At 59.7% G+C, this 18,691-nt stretch carries 18 protein-coding genes; 9 read left to right on the top strand and 9 right to left on the bottom strand.

The window, feature by feature from the left end; all coding sequences use genetic code 11:
- Positions 1 to 11: 11 nt before the first annotated feature.
- A complete protein-coding gene (locus ACIQVE_RS05530) occupies positions 12 to 1,349 on the top strand; it encodes a DEAD/DEAH box helicase (protein ID WP_402805352.1) in 1,338 nt (445 codons plus the stop codon).
- Between the two features lie 89 nt (positions 1,350 to 1,438).
- Here the strand turns inward: ACIQVE_RS05530 and ACIQVE_RS05525 are convergent, their stop codons facing one another.
- Complete coding sequence (locus tag ACIQVE_RS05525) at positions 1,439 to 2,680, bottom strand: TIGR03862 family flavoprotein (protein WP_402805349.1); 1,242 nt, start codon at positions 2,678 to 2,680, stop codon at positions 1,439 to 1,441.
- Between the two features lie 284 nt (positions 2,681 to 2,964).
- Positions 2,965 to 3,885, bottom strand: a complete 921-nt coding sequence (locus ACIQVE_RS05520) for a histone deacetylase (RefSeq protein ID WP_402805347.1) — start codon at positions 3,883 to 3,885, stop codon at positions 2,965 to 2,967.
- Between the two features lie 83 nt (positions 3,886 to 3,968).
- Between ACIQVE_RS05520 and ACIQVE_RS05515 the strand changes: the two genes are divergently transcribed.
- From ACIQVE_RS05515 to ACIQVE_RS05505, 3 genes are all read left to right on the top strand, one after another.
- Positions 3,969 to 4,538: a GNAT family N-acetyltransferase gene (locus ACIQVE_RS05515; protein WP_402805346.1), complete on the top strand. Its 570-nt coding sequence runs from the start codon at positions 3,969 to 3,971 to the stop codon at positions 4,536 to 4,538.
- A 109-nt stretch (positions 4,539 to 4,647) separates the two neighbouring features.
- Positions 4,648 to 5,517, top strand: a complete 870-nt coding sequence (gene tesB, locus ACIQVE_RS05510; protein WP_150617332.1) for an acyl-CoA thioesterase II — start codon at positions 4,648 to 4,650, stop codon at positions 5,515 to 5,517.
- Positions 5,514 to 6,107: an HAD family hydrolase gene (locus tag ACIQVE_RS05505; protein WP_402805341.1), complete on the top strand. Its 594-nt coding sequence runs from the start codon at positions 5,514 to 5,516 to the stop codon at positions 6,105 to 6,107. The genes tesB and ACIQVE_RS05505 overlap by 4 nt, the downstream gene beginning before the upstream one ends.
- Before the next feature lie 143 nt (positions 6,108 to 6,250).
- Here the strand turns inward: ACIQVE_RS05505 and ACIQVE_RS05500 are convergent, their stop codons facing one another.
- Positions 6,251 to 7,204, bottom strand: coding sequence for an alpha/beta hydrolase (locus tag ACIQVE_RS05500; protein WP_402805338.1), 954 nt, complete (start codon positions 7,202 to 7,204; stop codon positions 6,251 to 6,253).
- Positions 7,205 to 8,092: a neutral zinc metallopeptidase gene (locus ACIQVE_RS05495; protein ID WP_402805335.1), complete on the bottom strand. Its 888-nt coding sequence runs from the start codon at positions 8,090 to 8,092 to the stop codon at positions 7,205 to 7,207.
- A gap of 309 nt (positions 8,093 to 8,401) precedes the next feature.
- Between ACIQVE_RS05495 and ACIQVE_RS05490 the strand changes: the two genes are divergently transcribed.
- Complete coding sequence (locus ACIQVE_RS05490; RefSeq protein ID WP_402805332.1) at positions 8,402 to 9,292, top strand: DMT family transporter; 891 nt, start codon at positions 8,402 to 8,404, stop codon at positions 9,290 to 9,292.
- Between the two features lie 30 nt (positions 9,293 to 9,322).
- Here the strand turns inward: ACIQVE_RS05490 and ACIQVE_RS05485 are convergent, their stop codons facing one another.
- Entirely contained in the window at positions 9,323 to 10,660 is a 1,338-nt protein-coding gene (locus ACIQVE_RS05485; RefSeq protein ID WP_402805329.1) for an MFS transporter, read from the bottom strand.
- Positions 10,661 to 10,928: 268 nt separating this feature from the next.
- Here ACIQVE_RS05485 and quiC point away from each other — a divergent pair, with 268 nt between their 5' ends.
- Entirely contained in the window at positions 10,929 to 12,830 is a 1,902-nt protein-coding gene (quiC, locus tag ACIQVE_RS05480) for a 3-dehydroshikimate dehydratase QuiC (protein WP_402805326.1), read from the top strand.
- A gap of 102 nt (positions 12,831 to 12,932) precedes the next feature.
- Entirely contained in the window at positions 12,933 to 13,610 is a 678-nt protein-coding gene (locus ACIQVE_RS05475; RefSeq protein ID WP_402805324.1) for a TetR/AcrR family transcriptional regulator, read from the top strand.
- Positions 13,611 to 13,727: 117 nt separating this feature from the next.
- Here the strand turns inward: ACIQVE_RS05475 and ACIQVE_RS05470 are convergent, their stop codons facing one another.
- Together ACIQVE_RS05470 and aroQ are read right to left on the bottom strand one after the other, a co-directional pair.
- Complete coding sequence (locus ACIQVE_RS05470; RefSeq protein WP_402805322.1) at positions 13,728 to 14,582, bottom strand: shikimate dehydrogenase; 855 nt, start codon at positions 14,580 to 14,582, stop codon at positions 13,728 to 13,730.
- Positions 14,579 to 15,028, bottom strand: a complete 450-nt coding sequence (gene aroQ, locus ACIQVE_RS05465) for a type II 3-dehydroquinate dehydratase (RefSeq protein ID WP_402805319.1) — start codon at positions 15,026 to 15,028, stop codon at positions 14,579 to 14,581. The genes ACIQVE_RS05470 and aroQ overlap by 4 nt, the downstream gene beginning before the upstream one ends.
- Positions 15,029 to 15,355: 327 nt before the next feature.
- Between aroQ and ACIQVE_RS05460 the strand changes: the two genes are divergently transcribed.
- Positions 15,356 to 15,784 carry a DUF4160 domain-containing protein gene (locus tag ACIQVE_RS05460; protein ID WP_402805316.1) on the top strand — a complete coding sequence of 143 codons (429 nt, stop codon included), beginning with the start codon at positions 15,356 to 15,358 and terminating at the stop codon, positions 15,782 to 15,784.
- The gene (locus tag ACIQVE_RS05455) at positions 15,781 to 16,227 is read left to right on the top strand and encodes a DUF2442 domain-containing protein (RefSeq protein ID WP_402805314.1); all 447 of its coding nucleotides are present in this window, start codon (positions 15,781 to 15,783) and stop codon (positions 16,225 to 16,227) included. The genes ACIQVE_RS05460 and ACIQVE_RS05455 overlap by 4 nt, the downstream gene beginning before the upstream one ends.
- A gap of 54 nt (positions 16,228 to 16,281) precedes the next feature.
- On the opposite strand, the gene trmA is transcribed toward ACIQVE_RS05455, so the two are convergent.
- Together trmA and ACIQVE_RS05445 are read right to left on the bottom strand one after the other, a co-directional pair.
- Entirely contained in the window at positions 16,282 to 17,361 is a 1,080-nt protein-coding gene (gene trmA / locus ACIQVE_RS05450; RefSeq protein ID WP_402805311.1) for a tRNA (uridine(54)-C5)-methyltransferase TrmA, read from the bottom strand.
- Complete coding sequence (locus ACIQVE_RS05445; RefSeq protein ID WP_402805308.1) at positions 17,358 to 18,653, bottom strand: NCS2 family permease; 1,296 nt, start codon at positions 18,651 to 18,653, stop codon at positions 17,358 to 17,360. The genes trmA and ACIQVE_RS05445 overlap by 4 nt, the downstream gene beginning before the upstream one ends.
- Positions 18,654 to 18,691: the final 38 nt, after the last annotated feature.

Below are 18,691 nucleotides of genomic sequence, written 5' to 3'. Positions count from 1 at the left end.
ACGGTACTTCCATGACTTTCGCCTCTCTTGGCCTGATCGAACCCTTGCTGCGCTCCCTCGAGACGCTCGGCTACCAGACCCCGACGCCGGTGCAGGCGCAAGCCATCCCGGCCGTTCTGGCCGGTCGCGACCTGATGGCAGCGGCCCAGACCGGCACTGGCAAGACCGCCGGTTTCGCCTTGCCGCTGTTGCAGTTGCTGAGCATGGAAGGGCCGAAAGTCGCTGCCAATTCGGTGCGCGCACTGATTCTGGTGCCGACTCGCGAGTTGGCGGAACAGGTTCACGAAGCCGTGCGTGAGTACGCCGAAAATCTACCGTTGCGCACGTACGCGGTGTACGGCGGTGTCAGTATCAACCCGCAAATGATGAAGCTGCGCGGCGGCGTTGATGTGCTGGTGGCGACGCCGGGCCGTCTGCTTGATCTGTTCCGTCAGAAGGCGCTGAAATTCAATCAGCTGCAAACGCTGGTGCTGGACGAAGCTGATCGCATGCTCGACCTGGGTTTCTCCGAAGAGCTGGCGAATATTTACCGTGCGCTACCGAAGAAGCGTCAGACGTTGCTGTTCTCCGCGACGTTCTCCGACGACATCCGCCTGCTGGCCGGGCAAATGCTCGACGATCCGCTGACCATCGAAGTCAGCCCGCGCAACGTCGCTGCCAACACCGTCAAACAATGGGTGGTGACGGTAGACAAGAAGCGTAAGGCAGAACTGTTCGTGCACTTGATGCGCAAGGGCAAGTGGAAGCAGGTGCTGGTGTTCGCCAAGACCCGCAACGGCGTGGACGCGCTGGTGGAAAAACTCCAGGGGCTGGGCGTCAATGCTGACGGCATCCACGGTGATAAACCGCAGGCGACCCGTCAGCGTGCGCTGGACCGTTTCAAACTCAGCGAAGTACAGATTCTGGTGGCCACCGATGTCGCGGCCCGTGGTCTGGACATCGAAGACCTGCCACTGGTGGTCAACTTTGACTTGCCGATCGTGGCTGAGGATTACATTCACCGTATTGGCCGCACCGGTCGTGCCGGTGCGACGGGCGAGGCGATCTCGCTGGTGTGCGCGGACGAAGTGAACATGTTGTCGGCGATTGAAATGCTCACGCGTCAGACTTTGACGCGGCAGAACGAGCCGGACTTCGAACCTGAGCACCGCGTGCCGGATACCGATGCCAGCGGTCAGGTGATCAAGAAGCCGAAGAAACCGAAAAAGCCGAAAACTTCCGGCGGTGGCGGCAAGCGCAATCTGGGCAAGTGGGTCGACACCGGCGAGACGCAGGCGCCGGAGCCTTCGGTCAAGCCTGTGCGCAAGGTGCCGGTGTTCAATACCGGGCCGCGTAAGCGTAAGCCTTGATTTGAGCAGGCGTCTGTAAGCTCGCTCCCACCGGGATGATCACCGTCCTTGTGGGAGCGAGCTTGCTCGCGAAGGGCGCAACTCGGTCTTCAGTCCTGACGCTGTAACCACTGCACCATCCCCAACCCCGCCGCCCTACCGCTGGCAAAACACCCCGTCAGCAAATACCCGCCCGTCGGCGCTTCCCAATCCAGCATCTCCCCCGCGCAGAAAACCCCCGGCAATGCCTTGAGCATCAATCGCTCATCCATCGCCTCGAACGTCACGCCACCCGCGCTGCTGATCGCCTCATCCAAAGGACGGGTTTTCACCAAGGCCAGTGGCAATGCCTTGATCGACCGGGCCAACAATGCCGGGTCAGCAAAGGTCGCAGCGTCGGTCAACTCACGCAACAACGCCGCTTTCACCCCGTCAATCCCGACCTGACTGTGCAAATGCTTGGACATCGATCGCGAGCCACGCGGTTTGCTCAACGCAGCCTGGATTTTATCCACAGGCCGGCCGGGAAGCAGGTCAATGTGAATGGTCGCTGAGCCGTGCGCGTTGATCGCCTCGCGCATCGGCGCCGAGAGCGCGTAGATCAAACTCCCTTCAATACCGGTCGCGGTGATCACGCATTCGCCCAAGCGCGGAATATCGTCGTTCAAACCGATGGCGATATTTTTCAGCGGCGCGCCGGCGAATTTGCTGACTAACAATTCGCTCCAGGCCTGCACCTCGAAACCACAATTACTCGGCTGCAATGGCACCAGTCCTACACCGCGCTGCTCCAGCGGCAGCATCCATGCACCGTCCGAGCCGAGGCGCGACCAACTGCCGCCGCCGAGGGCGAGCAGGGTGGCGTCGGGCTTGAAGGTTTTTTCGCCTTCGGGGCTGTCGATGCGCAGCGCGCCGTGTTCATCCCAACCGAGCCAGCGATGGCGGGTGTGGATAACTACGCCGCTGTCGCGCAGACGCTTGAGCCAGACGCGTAGCAATGGGGCGGCTTTCATGTCGGTGGGGAACACGCGGCCAGAGCTGCCGATGAACGTTTCAATGCCCAGGTCGTGAATCCATCTGCACAGCGCGTCGGCATCGAAGCTGCGAAGCAACGGGGCGATTTGCGGCGCGCGTTCGGCGTAGCGCGAAAGGAACGCCGGGTAGGCTTCGGAATGGGTGATGTTCATGCCGCCGACGCCGGCCAGCAGAAACTTGCGGCCTACCGAGGGCATGCCGTCGTACAGATCGACGCGCACTCCGGCCTGGCTCAGCACTTCGGCGGCCATCAGGCCGGCAGGGCCACCCCCGATGATGGCGACGTGAGCGGGGGAGGAGGCGGTGTTCTGAGTCATGGCGTGCGCTGCGGTATGGCGGGATAAGGCGCGTATTCTAACAGCGCAGATCAATGTCGGAGATCCCCTGTGGGAGCGAGCTTGCTCGCGAAAGCGGTATTTCAGTCAGCATCTCTTTTGAATGTGCCGATGCCTTCGCGAGCAAGCTCGCTCCCACAGGGATTGTGGTAGCTGGTTAAAAAACAACCACTCGGCTGTGCGCCACGGTTACCGTGGCCTGTAGTCCCTTTCACTCAGGTTATCCACAGGCCGTTCCACAGCGATTGTGGGTAACGCAGCACAGCTCAATGACAACCATGTGACGTCCAGACTCGCTGCGCGCTGTGATGAAGGATGCCGTGGCGACGGGCGAGGGCGTGGCGATCCTTGCTGTAGCCGCCGCCGATGACCCCGACCACCGGGATGTCGCGGCCCAGGCAATGGCGCATCACGCTTTCATCGCGGGCGGCGACGCCTTCGTCGGTCAGTTGCAGATAACCGAGGGCGTCGTCCTTGTGCACGTCGACGCCGGCGTCATACAGCACCAGATCCGGCTGATACAGCGCCAGCAGATAGTTGAGCGTGTCGTCGACGACTTTCAAATAATCGGCATCGCCCATTCCTTTGGGCAGCGGAATGTCCCAGTCACTTTCGGCTTTACGTGCAGGAAAATTCTTCTCGCAGTGCAGGGAAACGGTAATCGCCTCCGGCGTGTCCTGCAGGATTCGCGCGGTGCCGTCGCCCTGATGCACATCGCAATCGAAGATCAGCACGCGATTGACCCGGCCGCTTTGCAGCAGGTATTGGCTGATGATCGCCAAGTCATTGAAGATGCAGAAGCCCGCCGGGTAGTCGTAATGCGCGTGATGGGTGCCGCCGGCCAGATGACAGGCCAAACCATGCTCGAGGGCTTTTTCCGCAGCGAGGATTGAACCACCTACCGCCCGCACCGTGCGCTGCGCCAGTGCTTCGTTCCACGGCAGGCCGAGACGCCGCTGGTCCTCGCGGGACAACTCGCCGCTCATGTAGCGTTCGATATAGCTACGGTCATGCGCCAGCGCGAGGATGTCGTTGGGACAGATCTGCGGACGCAGCAGGTCGGCGTCACGGGTCAGACCGCTGTCGACCAGGTGATCGCGCAACAGACGAAACTTGTCCATGGGGAAGCGGTGATCCGCCGGGAACTCAGGGCTGTAGTCTTCGTGGTAGATCAGCGGCAATGGCATGGCGATTTCATGTGGCAAACGTAGGAAAGAGTGAAGGATCCTACCAGCGATGTAGACTTGCGGCATGGAAACGGAGGGGCACGATGGAGCCGATACTGCAACTGGAAAGCGCACGCCTGCTGATGCGTCAGTGGCAGGACGAGGATTTGCCGGCATTTGCGGCGATGTGTGCCGATCCTCAGGTCATGCGCTATTTTCCGGTATCGCTGAGCCGGCTCGAAAGTGCCGCGCTGATCGGCCGGGTACGTGGACATTTTGCCGAGCACGGTTACGGTTTGTGGGCGCTGGAGCGCAAGGACAGCGGCGAGTTCATCGGTTTCACCGGGCTGGGTGTGGTCGGTTTCGACGCGCCATTCACGCCGGCAGTGGAAATCGGCTGGCGTCTGGCCAAGGAACATTGGGGCCTGGGTTACGCCAGTGAAGCGGCGTGGACCGCTCTGTGCTGCGGCTTTGATCGATTGGCCTTGAAGGAAATCGTCTCCTTCACTGCGCAATCCAATCTGCCCTCGGAGAAAGTCATGCAGGCGATTGGCATGCATCACGCCCCGGAAGATGATTTCGATCATCCCAAACTCGCTGCCGATCACCCGTTAAGAAGGCATGTGCTGTATCGCATCACCCGGGAACAATGGCTGCAAACCTTGCATGGATAAGCCGACACGGACGTTTACAATGGCCGCCAAATAATTGGCCTGCGCCAGAATCTGAAACGACCGCCGTAGCCAAGACTGCGCGGTATAGCTTTGTGTGAGGAGAGCCTGAATGAGCCAAGTGTTGGAAGATCTGGTCGATTTGCTGACCCTGGAACCGATTGAAGAGAACCTCTTCCGTGGCCGCAGCCAGGACTTGGGTTTCCGTCAGTTGTTCGGTGGTCAGGTGCTCGGCCAGTCGCTGTCGGCGGCCAGTCAGACCGTTGAAGAAACCCGCCACGTGCATTCGATGCACGGCTATTTTCTGCGCCCGGGCGATGCCAAGTTGCCGGTCGTCTATTCGGTTGATCGCGTGCGCGATGGCGGCAGTTTCAGCACTCGTCGTGTGACGGCAATCCAGAAGGGCCATCCGATTTTCACCTGCAGCGCTTCGTTTCAGTACGACGAAGAAGGCTTCGAGCACCAGACTCAGATGCCGGTTGTGGTTGGACCGGAAAACCTGCCGTCGGAGCTGGAACTGATTCAGCAGCGCGCGCACCTGATCCCCGAGCACATGCGCGAAAAACTGCTGTGCCCGAAACCGATCGAAGTACGCCCAGTCACCGAAAAAGACCCGTACAACCCGCAGCCAGCGGACCCGGTGAAATACGTGTGGTTTCGCGCCGACGGTGCGTTGGCCGACATTCCGGCGCTGCACAAATATCTGCTGGCCTATGCCTCTGATTTCGGTCTGCTGACCACCTCGATGCTGCCCCACGGCAAATCGGTCTGGCAGAAAGACATGCAGGTCGCCAGCCTCGATCACGCGCTGTGGTTCCACAACGATCTGCGCGCCGATGACTGGCTGCTCTATGCGATGGACAGTCCGTGGGCCGGCAATTCTCGCGGTTTCTCTCGCGGCAGCGTGTTCAACCGTGCCGGGCAACTGGTCGCTTCGGTCACGCAGGAAGGCCTGATTCGGCATCGCAAGGACTGGGCATGAGCCTGGCCGAAGTCCGCCATTGGGTGTTCGACATGGACGGCACCCTGACCGTCGCGGTGCATGACTTCGCGGCGATTCGCGTGGCACTGGAGATTCCACCGGAAGACGACATCCTCACCCATCTCGCCGCCTTGCCGGCAGACGAAGCAGCGGCCAAGCATGCATGGCTGCTCGAACACGAGCGTGATCTGGCATTGGGTTCGACCCCGGCGACGGGCGCAGTGGAACTGGTGCGCGATCTGCACTCGCGCGGTTATCGCCTCGGCATTCTGACCCGCAATGCGCGCGAACTGGCGCATGTGACGCTGGAGGCCATCGGCCTAGCTGACTGCTTTGCCGTCGACGATGTGCTTGGGCGCGATGAAGCGCCACCAAAGCCGCATCCGGGTGGTTTGCTGAAACTGGCAGAGGCGTGGAATGTGCCGGCCAGTGACATGGTGATGGTCGGCGATTACCGCTTTGATCTGGACTGCGGGAGGGCAGCGGGGGCGCGTACGGTGTTGGTGAATCTGCCGGATAACCCGTGGCCGGAACTGACGGATTGGCATGCGCAGGATTGTGTCGAGTTGCGGCGGATGTTGCTCGCCTGACATCCCGGTTGTTTGGTCTGGCCTCTTCGCGAGCAAGCTCGCTCCCACAGTAGATTTTCTTCAGACTCATATTTTGAATCCACTGAAGATCCTCTGTGGGAGCGAGCTTGCTCGCGAAGAGGCCGGAATATTCAGCACAATACTTACTGATCGAACAACGCTTTCTGCCCCTCCGGCGACGTCAGCATCCCATCGCCGTCATGCCCAACCCCAGGCACTTCAACCAGCCGCTGATTCACCCCTTCCGGATGGCGGCGCAGCAAGTAACCGAAAAACAGCTTGCCCCGCTCCAGGCGATAAGCCCCCTGCGTTTTTGCCGAACAACTCTTGTCCAGCGCCGGGTGCTGCGGGTCGATGTCCTGCTGCCCGAGCAGATAAATCACCTCGCGTTTGATGTAACTGCTTTCAAGCTGCAACGGCGTTTGCCCACCGGCATACACCGGTGTGTCTGACAGACCGTACTTCCAGCGATTGAAGCCCGGGCATTTGGCGTGATCGAACGCCACCGGTCGCTGCTCGTTGAAATAGGCGTATGAAGACGGATTGGCCACCACATAACGCAGACGGATACCGTTGGTCTTCAGCGCCGGTTGATCCTTGGCGAGCAAGGCATAACGCTGCACCACCTGGCCACCACCGGAGTGACCGAAAATCACGATCTGCTTCACGTCGGGAAACTGCTTTCGATCGGTGACGCGGGCGACGATTTCGTCCAGCGCTGCGTAGGAACTCAACGGGTTTGGACCTGTGGATAAACCGCCGCCCATCCACTCGTTACCTTTCCAGCGCAACACCGTCGCGGGCAATGAGTACAAGGGCACGTCACTTTCATTGAGAAACTGCGGGGCGATCACCAGCGTGTGGCTGGTTTGGCCCGCCAGTTCCGCCGCGCTTTCGGCGCTCTTGCGATAGGTTTCGGCGTTGCGCAATCGACCATGAATGACGATCAGCACGCGCTCGATTTTCTCTGGCGCCGGGCCAATGCCCACCGCCATTTCCCCAGCCTTGAGTTGCAAGCGCCCAGAGCTGATTGCATCGACGCCAGCCGCTTGCGCGGTGCTGCCAATGATCAGTAAAGCCAAAAGCCATTTACGCATTTACAGGTTTTTCGCCGCGAAGGTGTCGCACTGGCTGACCTGGCCTTGCGCGAATCCGGTTTTGAACCAGCGCACCCTTTGCGCTGACGTACCGTGGGTGAACGAGTCCGGCACCACGCGGCCCTGACCCTGTTGTTGCAAGCGATCATCGCCGATGGCGTTGGCGGCGTTCATGGCTTCTTCAATGTCGCCCGGTTCCAGCCAGTTCAGGCGCTTTTGCGCGCTGTAGGCCCAGACGCCGGCCAGACAATCGGCCTGCAGTTCCTGGCGCACCAGCAAACCACCGTCACCTTCCATCTGCCGACCTTGCTGACGGGCTGTCTGAATTTTCGCCGAGACGCCGAGAAGTGTCTGCACATGGTGTCCGACTTCGTGAGCGATCACGTAGGCCTGGGCGAAGTCGCCGGCGGCCTTGAAGCGTTGCGACATTTCCTGAAAGAACGCCATGTCCAGATAAACCTTCTGGTCTGCCGGGCAGTAGAACGGACCGGTGGCCGAGGTGGCCATGCCACACGCGGAGTTGACCCGATTGCTGAACAGCACCAGGGTCGGATCCTTATATTGCCGGCCGGCCTGCTGAAAAATCGGACCCCAGGTGTCTTCGGTATCGCCGAGGATCGAGCGGACGAATTCCGCCTGTTCATCGTTGGCCGGTGGTGCCTGACGGGTCTGCGAAGTGGCTGCCGGTTGCTCGGACATTTGCCCGGTGAGCTGGCCGAGGATCTGCATCGGGTCTTGCCCGGTGATCCAGCCGATACCGACGATCAACAGAATCGCCCCGATGCTCAGGCCCTTGCCGCCGCCAAAACGCATGCCGCCGCCACCGCCGGCATCATCACCACGGGCATCGACGACGTTGTCACTGCGTCGGCCTTTTTTCCATAGCATGTGGGAATCCTCTATCTGTCAGGATGAAACGTTTCGTGGTGATGAGTGTTGCTGGTGCGTGAGTATGGCGCCAGTCCGGTCGTCAGACACTTGGGTTGGCCCGGCAGTTCTATCGGCACGTAAATCCGGGTTCATGTGCAGGATAAAGGACTATAACTTCGCGCCATCAAAAGTTCTGCAGCCTTGCTCGTTATCATTGAAGCCGGTGTTGAACCATTTGGTGCGTTGTTCGCCCACTATTATGAATATTCTCTGTGAGAGTCTGGCGCCTGGCTCTAGATTGTCTGGCAGTGTTTACAAGGAGTGCTCATGACCGTCAGTACACCGTTATCCGGCGTCAACCAACCCTTCAAAGGGATCATGCTGATTGTCGTGGCGACGTTCCTGTTCTCCAGTCATGACGCGCTGTCGAAGTATCTCTCGGGGTTCTATCCGATCGTAATGGTGGTGTGGGCCCGCTACGTGGTGCACACCTTACTGATGGCGGGGATTTTTCTACCGCGATCCGGGTTGCGCGTCCTGCGCACCAAGAAGCCTTTGTGGCAGCTGATCCGCGCACTTTGCCTGCTCGGCACCAGTCTGTTTTTTACCACGGCGCTGATGTACATCCCGCTGGCGGAGGCCACGGCGGTGAACTTCCTGGCGCCGGTGCTGGTGACGGCGTTGTCGGTGCCACTGCTTAAGGAGCGGGTGACCCGTGGCCAATGGGTCGCGGTGATTTGCGGCTTTATCGGCGTGCTGATCATCGTCCATCCGGGTGGCGAACTGTTCACGCCGGCCGTTTTGCTGCCGCTGTGCTCGGCGCTGTTTTTCTGCTTCTACCAGTTGCTTACTCGCAAGCTCGCCGAAATCGACAGCCCGACCACCAGCAACTTCTTTGCCGGGTTATGCAACACGTTGGTGATGAGCGCGTTGGTGCCGTTCTTCTGGCAGGTGCCGACATTGACCCACGCCGCGCTGATGCTGGCGCTGGGCAGTTGTGGGATGACCGCTCACCTGTTCCTGACCCAGGCGTTTCGCCATGCCGCACCGGCGTTGCTGGCGCCGTTCGGTTATTGCCAGATTGTGTTTGCCGGGTTGCTGGGCTGGCTGCTGTTCAATCACACGCCGAGTGGGTTGACGGTGATCGGCATTGCGGTGATCTGTTGCAGTGGGTTGGCGGCGGCGTGGCAGCAGAGCAGAAAACACAAAACCCTGTAGGAGCAGCGTGCCGCAGCTACAGGGATTGAGTTACTCGGCGATGGTTGGAATCTTGCGCGGCGCCATGAAGTACATCCACGTCAGCGCGAGGAAGTACATCGCCGGGATCAGCGTAAACAGCACGGTGTAGTTGTTGTTGGTGACGGTGAGGATATGGCCGACGATCTGGGTCATGAACATCCCGCCGATCGCCGCGCACATGCCGCCGAAACCAAACACCGTACTCATCATGTGCTTCGGTGTGTAATCCATCACCAGGCTCCAGATGTTCGCGGTCCAGGCCTGATGCGCACCGATGGCCAGCGAGATCGCCGCCACCGCGACCCACAGGTTGGCGGAACCGGCGGCCATGACCACGCCGATGATGCAGCAGGCGAACAGCAACATCGACAGCAGCCGCGCCTTGATCGCGTTCATGCCGCGACCGATCAGGAACGAAGACAGGATGCCGCCACCGACACTGCCGAAGTCGGCGGTGAGGTAGATGATGATCAGCGGGATACCCATCTGGGTCACGTTGATGCCCAGGTTGTATTGCTGATTGAGAAACGGCGGCAGCCAGTACAGGTAGAACCAGAACACCGGCGCGGTCAACGAGTAGGCAATGGCGAAGGCCCAGGTGCCGCGCATGCGCAGGATTTTCGAGAACGGTACGCGAGCCTGTTCCGGTTCGACTTCCTGCTGGATGTAATCCAACTCGGATTGTTTAACGCTCGGATGATCCTCCGGGTTGAAGTACTTCAAACCCCAGAACAACAACCAGATCCCGCCCAGTGCCGCCATGCACAGGAACGCCGCCTGCCAGCCCCATACGTGAAGAACCAGCGGCAACAGCATCGGCGTGAACATGGCGCCGACGTTGGTCCCGGCGTTGAAGATGCCGGTGGCGACGGCGCGTTCACCGGCAGGGAACCACAGGCGCGTGGTTTTCACGCAGGCCGGGTAATTCGCCGCCTCGGTCAGACCGAGAATAAACCGGCAGACCATGAAGCCGACCGCCGAAGTGGCCAGACCGTGTGCGCCTGTGGCCAGGCTCCAGAGCAGCACGGCGCAGAAGAACACGCGCTTGACGCCGACCCGGTCGATCAGCCGTCCTTGCAGGACGAAACCGATGGCGTAGCCGACCTGAAACCAGAAGTTGATGTTGGCGTAATCCATCGCCGTCCAGCTCATTTCCTTGGCGAGGATCGGCTGCATGACGCCCAGGGCAGCGCGGTCGATGTAGTTCAGGGTGGTGGCGAAAAACACCAGTGCCAGCATACCCCAGCGGGTTTTGCCGACCGCCATTGCGCCGCGGATCTTGTCGCCGATGCCACCCGTGGCAGAGTTCATGGCCGGGGCCATGCGGGAAGTCTGTGAAGGAATCATGTGTTCCACCCGTTTTTGGATTTTTTATTTGGTGTTCTTTGGTTGTCGAACACTGCGACCGATGGTTCAGGTCCGGACTCAATGTGCAGTCGATGGTGGGCAGTGGACTAAAAATCGTCAATTCGTCAAACCGCCATTGTGTTCGATAATCGCACGCAAAACTAACCGGCTAGTACACTTTAAATTGCTGCGCGAGGTGATGCAGCCAATAATTTCCCCACGATAAAAATGATCCCCGCCACAAACGGCGCAGTCCGGGAGTTGAAGCATGCAGCGTTCCATTGCCACCGTTTCCTTGAGCGGCACCCTGCCGGAAAAACTCGAAGCCATTGCCGCCGCCGGGTTCGACGGAGTGGAGATCTTCGAAAACGACCTCCTGTACTACGACGGCAGCCCCCGTGAAATTAAACAGATGTGCGTCGATCTCGGGATCGCCATCACCCTGTTTCAGCCGTTCCGTGATTTTGAAGGCTGCCGCCGCGATCGGCTGGCGCGCAATCTGGAGCGCGCGGAACGCAAGTTCGATCTGATGCAGGAGCTGGGTACCGATTTGGTGCTGGTGTGCAGTAACGCTTCAGTCGACAGCGTCGGCGATCAGCAAATTCTCATCGATGACTTGCGACTGCTGGCCGAGCGCGCTGGCGCCCGTGGTTTGCGCATCGGCTACGAAGCGCTGGCGTGGGGCCGACACGTAAACACTTATCAACAGGTCTGGGACATCGTGCGTCAGGCCGATCACCCAAGCCTCGGTGTGCTGCTCGACAGCTTTCACACGTTGTCGCTGAAGGGCGATCCGTCTGCCATCGCCGACATTCCCGGCGAGAAGATTTTCTTCGTGCAGATGGCCGATGCGCCGATTCTGGCGATGGATGTGCTGGAGTGGAGCCGGCATTTCCGCTGCTTTCCGGGGCAGGGCGAATTCGATCTGCCGGGCTTTCTCGCACCGATCATTCAGAGTGGCTACACAGGGCCGCTGTCACTGGAAATTTTCAACGATGGCTTCCGCGCTGCGCCGCCTCGGGCCAACGCGGCCGACGGTTTGCGTTCGTTGCTGTATCTGGAGGAGAAGACCCGTCAACGGCTGGAGCAGGCTTCGACGCCTGTAGCCAACCGCGAAATCCTCTTCGAGACGCCGAAGGCCAGCGAGTACAACGGTATCGAGTTTCTTGAGTTCGCCGTCGATGAAAGCCTCGGTGCCAAGCTTTCGCACTGGCTGGAGCGCTTGGGTTTCGTCAAGGCCGGGCAGCATCGATCCAAGAGTGTGAGCCTGCTGCGCCAGGGCGATATCAACCTGATCCTCAACTCTGAACCGTACTCGTTTGCGCACAGTTTCTTCGAGGCCCACGGCCCATCGCTGTGCGCCACCGCGGTGCGGGTCAAGGACAGTGCCAGTGCCTTGGCCCGTGCCGTGGCTTTTAAAGGTCAGCCCTATCGCGGGTTGGTCGGGCCGAACGAGCTTGAGTTGGCGGCGGTACGCGCGCCCGACGGTAGCCTGATTTATCTGGTGGATGAACAGGCGGATGTCTACGGCACCGACTTCAATCTGCTGCCTGACGCACCGGCCCGTGGCGGTCTCAAGCGCATCGATCACATGGCCATGGCGCTGCCGGCGGACAGCCTCGACAGTTGGGTGCTGTTCTATAAGAGCCTGCTGGATTTCGAGGCCGACGACGAAGTGGTGCTGCCCGACCCGTACGGTCTGGTGAAAAGCCGTGCGCTGCGCAGTCGCGACAGCTCGATCCGTTTGCCGTTGAACATTTCCGAGAACCGCAACACGGCGATCTCCCATGCGCTGTCGAGCTATCGAGGCTCCGGTGTGCATCACATCGCCTTCGATTGTGATGACATTTTCGCCGAAGTCAGTCGTGCCAAAGAGGCGGGTGTGCCGTTGCTGGATATCCCGCTGAACTACTACGACGATCTCGCTGCACGTTTTGATTTCGACGACGAATTTCTCAGTGAGCTGGCGTATTACAACGTGCTGTATGACCGCGACGCGCAGGGTGGCGAGCTGTTTCACGTCTACACCGAGCCGTTTGAGGGGCGCTTCTTCTTCGAGATCATCCAGCGTAAAAACGGCTATGCCGGGTATGGCGCGGCGAACGTTGCGGTGCGTTTGGCCGCGATGGCCAAATCGCGCAGTGGCGCGGTGCGCCAGGCGAAGTTGTAGGTAATTCGTAAACGCGGGATTAAACACGGGCCGCGCGGCTTCCTTCACTGTGCGGCTCGGCCCATAATCGCCAGCCTGTGCAGTGATGGCCGTGAGCCCGCAATGACAATGACCTCAGAACTCCCCGCAGCCCCCGTCGAACCCGCCGTTGAGCCGCGCAAGAGTCGCAAGAACAACCCGGAAAAGACCCGTGAGAATATCTTGCAGGAGGCGATCGTCGAGTTCGTCCAGCAGGGATTGTCCGGTGCACGCGTCGACGCGATTGCCGAGCGCATCCACACCTCCAAACGAATGATCTATTACTACTTCGGCAGTAAGGAGCAGTTGTACTTAGAGGTGCTGGAGAAGCTCTACGGCGATATCCGCAACACGGAAAGCCGTCTGCACCTGGTCGAATTATCGCCAGTGGTGGCGATTCGGCGGTTGGTGGAATTCACCTTCGACCATCACGACCGCAACGTCGACTTCGTGCGCATCGTCTGCATTGAAAACATCCACAACGCCGAGTTCGTGAAGCGATCCGATGCGATCAAGGCGATGAACAACACCATCCTCGATTCCCTCGGCGAGATCCTGCGCCGGGGCGCCAACGAGGGTGTGTTCCGCAGCGGGCTCGATGCGCTGGACGTGCATTTGTTGATCAGCTCGTTCTGCTTTTATCGCGTGTCGAACCGCCACACGTTCGGTGAGATTTTTCAGATCGATCTGCCGGACGAAAGCATCAAGCAGCGTCATCGCGAGATGATCTGTGACTCGGTATTGCGGTACTTGCAGGCCTGACGCAATCCCCCGTGGGAGCGAGCTTGCTCGCGAAAGCGGTGTGTCAGGCAGCAGATGCATTGGCTGACGGTACGCCTTCGCGAGCAAGCTCGCTCCGACAGGGAAACGGGTTGACCCTCAGCTATTCATGCTTTGAAAGTGCGCCAACATCCGCTGCGCATCCGGCACCACGCCGCTGAACAACTCAAACGCCTTCACCGCCTGAAACACCGCCATGTTGCCGCCATCCAATGTCCGGCAACCCAGTGCGCGGGCGTGACGCAACAATTCGGTTTCCAGCGGGAAATAGACGATTTCCGCCACCCACAATTCCTTGCGTAACAGTTCGACAGGCACCGGCATCCCCGGCAGTTTGGCCATGCCCATTGGCGTGGTATTCACCAGGCCGTCAGCCTGATTCAGTGTGCTTGGCAAGTCGTGACCGGCTACCGCGCGACCCGAACCCAAATGCTGATTGAGGTTATTCGCCAGATGCTCGGCGCGTTCACTGTCTACGTCGAAAATACTCAGTTGCTGTACGCCTTCGCTGAGCAGCGCGTGGGCCACTGCCGCGCCAGCGCCACCGGCGCCCATCTGGACCACGCGCTCACGGGCAGCGTCCTTCAAGCCACGGCGAAAACCCTCGGCGAACCCAAGGCAATCGGTGTTGTGGCCGACACGTTTGCCGTCCTTGAGCACCACGGTATTCACCGCACCGATACCGTGCGCTTCGGGAGACAGTTCGTCGAGCAGCGGGATGATCGCTTGCTTGCACGGGAAGGTAATGTTCAGCCCCGTATAGTTCATCCGCTCGGCTGCCAGTAACAAGTCGGGTAGGGCGCTGCTGTCCATGTGCAGTTGATCGAGGTCGATCAAGCGATACAGATAACGCAGGCCTTGCGCGTCGCCTTCGTGTTCATGCAGCGCAGGTGTACGCGAGGCTTGAATGCCGGCGCCGATCAGACCGGCCAGTATTACGTCTTTGCGAATCATGCCGCGCATCCCTTCAGCCGCTGGCTGAAATGTTCCAGGGCCAGACGATAGCCATGGCTGCCAAACCCGCACATCACTGCCGTGGCGATGGCTGAAACGAACGAGTGGTGACGGAACGCCTCGCGGGCGTGGACATTGGACAGGTGCACTTCGATCACCGGCAGTTCGCTGGCGACCAATGCATCACGTATCGCCACCGAGGTGTGCGTCCACGCTGCCGGATTGATCACGATCCCGGCGCAACGGCCACGGGCGGCGTGAATCCAGTCGAGCAGTTCGCCTTCGTGATTGGTCTGGCGAAACTCCACGGTCAGGCCGAGCTCTTCACCGGCACGACCGCACAGCGCGGAGATGTCAGCGAGGGTTTCGTGGCCGTACGTTGCGGGCTCACGGGTGCCGAGCAGGTTCAGGTTCGGGCCGTTGAGCACCAGAACGATAGGGGGCATGCGGGTAACTCCACTTATTGTTTTTGGCTTTGGCCGAGGGTTTCAGCCTGTGGAGATAAAATGTACTAGATGGTTACACGGGTCAATTGAACGGTTGGGTGCTTGGGGTTTTTTGTTCGGTGATCGCACAAAAGCTAATTGGGCGTCGCATATTGATCGGGATGTAACGACAGCTTTGCTTACGTTTTTTCTCAAAGATTCACGGCCCTACCTGATGTATCAGCGCTAGCCTCAAAAGATCAAAAGCATCGTGCGACTCATCACCGATCGTCGGATTTGAAAGGGATATCGAATCGTGAAACTTATTAACCTAACAGATGGGTTAGCATGAAGGTATGCAGCTACAAAGGATTATCGATAGTCATCATGCTGCGAGATGAGCATTGCCCGCCCCACGTTCATGTAAGTACAGATAACTGGGCCGCCCGATTTCTGTTCAGCTTCTGGCACAACGACGTTGACCTGTGGGATGTCGTTCCGCTTTCTCGTCGACCGCCACCGGCCTTGCTCGAAGGCTTGTGTCGATCACTTGAACAGCCTGCTCACTTGCGTCGAGCTCGAGGAATCTGGTGGTCAGGCTTGCAAACCGTTTGCCTCGACAATCAGGTATGGGATTGCGAATCAAACGAAGTGCCAGTGATGAAATCGGTCAGCGACACCACTTACAGAATAGGTTCGGCGCGTTATGAGCCAGGAGAGTACAAGACCCTTCTGACATTGAGAGGCGCATTGGAAGGAGTTGAAATCGAGTTATGAAAGTCATCAAGGCAAAGCCGTCCGCACGTAGCCCGCTGACGGAAGAAATGGTCGAAGCAGCCATCAAGCGCGGAGAAGCACGCCGTGCAAGCAGCTTGCAGGCTGTATCGGTGACCTTTGAAAAAACATCCTTGGTCATTCGCTTTGAAGACGGTAGCGGTGTGTTGCTCCCGGTGGATCGGTATCCGGAGTTTGACGGATTCGATGCGGATGATTATGCGAACCTGAACATCGGTTTTGGCGGCACTGCGCTTTGCCACGAAGGCAAAGACCTCGATGTTTCCATCGCCGGGATGATTTCGGCGAGCCCTTCATTGATGGTGATGGCGGCCTCGGTGGTTGCTTCGCGCAACGGTCGTCAGAGCAGTGCTGCAAAATCTGAAGCCGCGCGGGCAAACGGCAAAAAGGGCGGCCGTCCACGCAAAGCCGACCCTGCTGTGTAATCGCCCACAAAAAAGCCGTCATCACGACGGCTTTCTCGCATCCAGCATCTGCAATCAGCGCCGGGTCAGCAGCACACCCGATTCCATGTGATGCGTCCACGGGAACTGGTCGAACAACGCGCACTGAGTAATGCGGTGCGTGTCGTGCAATTGGGCGATGTTGGCCGCCAGGGTTTCCGGGTTGCAGGAGATGTACAGGATGTTGTCGAAACGCCGGGTCAGCTCGCAGGTGTCCGGGTCCATGCCGGCGCGCGGTGGATCGACGAATACGCTACCGAACTCGTAGCTTTTCAGATCGATGCCGTGCAGGCGACGGAACGGACGGACTTCGTTGAGCGCTTCGGTCAGCTCTTCGGCGGACAAGCGCACCAGCGTGACGTTATCCACAGCGTTTTCGCTGAGGTTGCTCAACGCGGCGTTGACCGACGTCTTGCTGATTTCGGTGGCCAGTACTTTACGCACGCGGGTCGCCAGCGGCAGGGTGAAGTTGCCGTTGCCGCAATACAGCTCCAGCAGATCGTCGGTGCGATCGCCCAGCGCTTCGTAAGCCCAGTTCAACATCTTCTGGTTCACCGTGCCGTTAGGCTGGGTGAACGCGCCTTCCGGCTGGCGGTAGCTGAAGGTGCGGCCGCCGACTTCAAGTTTCTCGACCACATAATCCTGGCCGATGACTTCGCGTTTGCCCTTCGAACGACCGATGATGCTAACGCCAAGATCTGCCGACAACTTGGTGGCCGCCGCGTGCCAGTGCTCGTCCAGCGGACGGTGGTAGCACAGGGTGATCATTGCGTCGCCGGCCAGCGTGGTCAGAAACTCCACCTGAAACAGCTTGTGACTCAACGCCGAACTGGCTTGCCACGCTGCCTTGAGCTGCGGCATCAACTGGTTGATGCGCAGGCTGGCAATCGGGAACTCTTCGATGAGGATCGGCGTGCGCTTGTCGTCCTGGGAGAACATCGCGTAATGCCGCTCACCGGCCTCGCGCCACAGGCGAAATTCAGCACGCAGGCGGAAGTTCTGCAACGGCGAGTCGAACACTGTCGGCTCGGGTGCATCGAACGGCGCCAGCAGATCACGCAGACGCGTGACCTTGGCTTCAAGTTGTTCGGCGTAAGCCTTGGAATCGAAAGTCATGCGTTGAACCAACCCAACTTGATCACGAACAGAATCGACAGAATCACCAGCGCCGGGTTCAGCTCACGAGCGCGGCCCGACAGCAACTTGATCGCGGTCCAGGCGATGAAGCCAAACGCGATGCCGTTGGCGATCGAGTAAGTGAACGGCATGGCCAGCGCAGTCACGACGACCGGCGCGGCGACGGTGATGTCATCCCAGTCTATTTCCGCCAGGCCGGAAGTCATCAACACGGCGACGAACAGCAGCGCCGGTGCAGTGGCGAAAGCCGGAACGCTGGCCGCCAGTGGCGAGAAGAACAACGCCAGCAGGAACAGAATCGCCACGACGATGGCCGTCAGACCGGTACGGCCACCGGCACTCACGCCAGCAGCGGATTCGATGTAGCTGGTGGTGGTCGAGGTGCCCAGCAGCGAACCGGCCATGGCCGCGGTGCTGTCAGCGATCAGTGCGCGCCCCATTTTCGGCATGTGGCCGTCCTTGCCCATCAGGCCGGCGCGCTTGGCAACACCGATCAGGGTGCCGGAGTTGTCGAACAGATCGACGAACAGGAAAGCGAAGATCACGCTGACCAGACCGATGTCCAGTGCGCCCATGATGTCCAGTTGCAGGAAGGTCGGTGCCAGCGAAGGTGGCAACGAGGTCACGCCGCCGAACGGGGTGAAGCCCATGGCGATCGAGGTGATGGTCACCGCCAGGATGCCGATCAGCACCGCGCCGCGCACTTTCAGTGCTTCGAGGGCGACGATCAGGGCGAAACCGAGGGTGGCGAGGATTGGCGCAGGTTGTTTCAGGTCACCGAGGCCGACCATGGTCGCCGGGTTGCTGACCACGATGCCGGCGTTGTGCAGGGCGATCAGCGCCAGGAACAGACCGATACCGGCGGCAATCGCCGAACGCAGCGGCAGCGGGATGCTGTTGATGATCCATTCACGGATACGGAAGATCGACAACAGGAAGAACAGCACCGCGGAAATGAACACCGCACCCAGCGCCACTTGCCACGTATGGCCCATGTGCAGGACGACGGTATAGGTGAAGAAAGCGTTCAGCCCCATGCCCGGTGCAAGGGCGATCGGGTAGTTGGCGATCAGACCCATGACCGTCGAGCCAATGGCTGCGGCCAGACAGGTGGCGACGAACACCGCGCCCTTGTCCATGCCGGTCTCGCCGAGAATGCTCGGGTTGACGAACAGAATGTAGGCCATGGCCAGGAAAGTCGTGATGCCCGCCAGAATCTCGGTCCGCACGTTGGTGTTGTGTGCCTTGAGTTGAAACAGCCTTTCCAGCATGTCCGCTCCCCGTGGCGCGCGTGGCGCCGTGAATGTAT

The organism is Pseudomonas sp. NPDC098747, assembly GCF_044760045.1.
Taxonomy (GTDB): domain Bacteria; phylum Pseudomonadota; class Gammaproteobacteria; order Pseudomonadales; family Pseudomonadaceae; genus Aquipseudomonas.
Note: the sequence above shows the minus strand (reverse complement) of the source record. Positions and strands in the feature narration are given on the sequence as shown.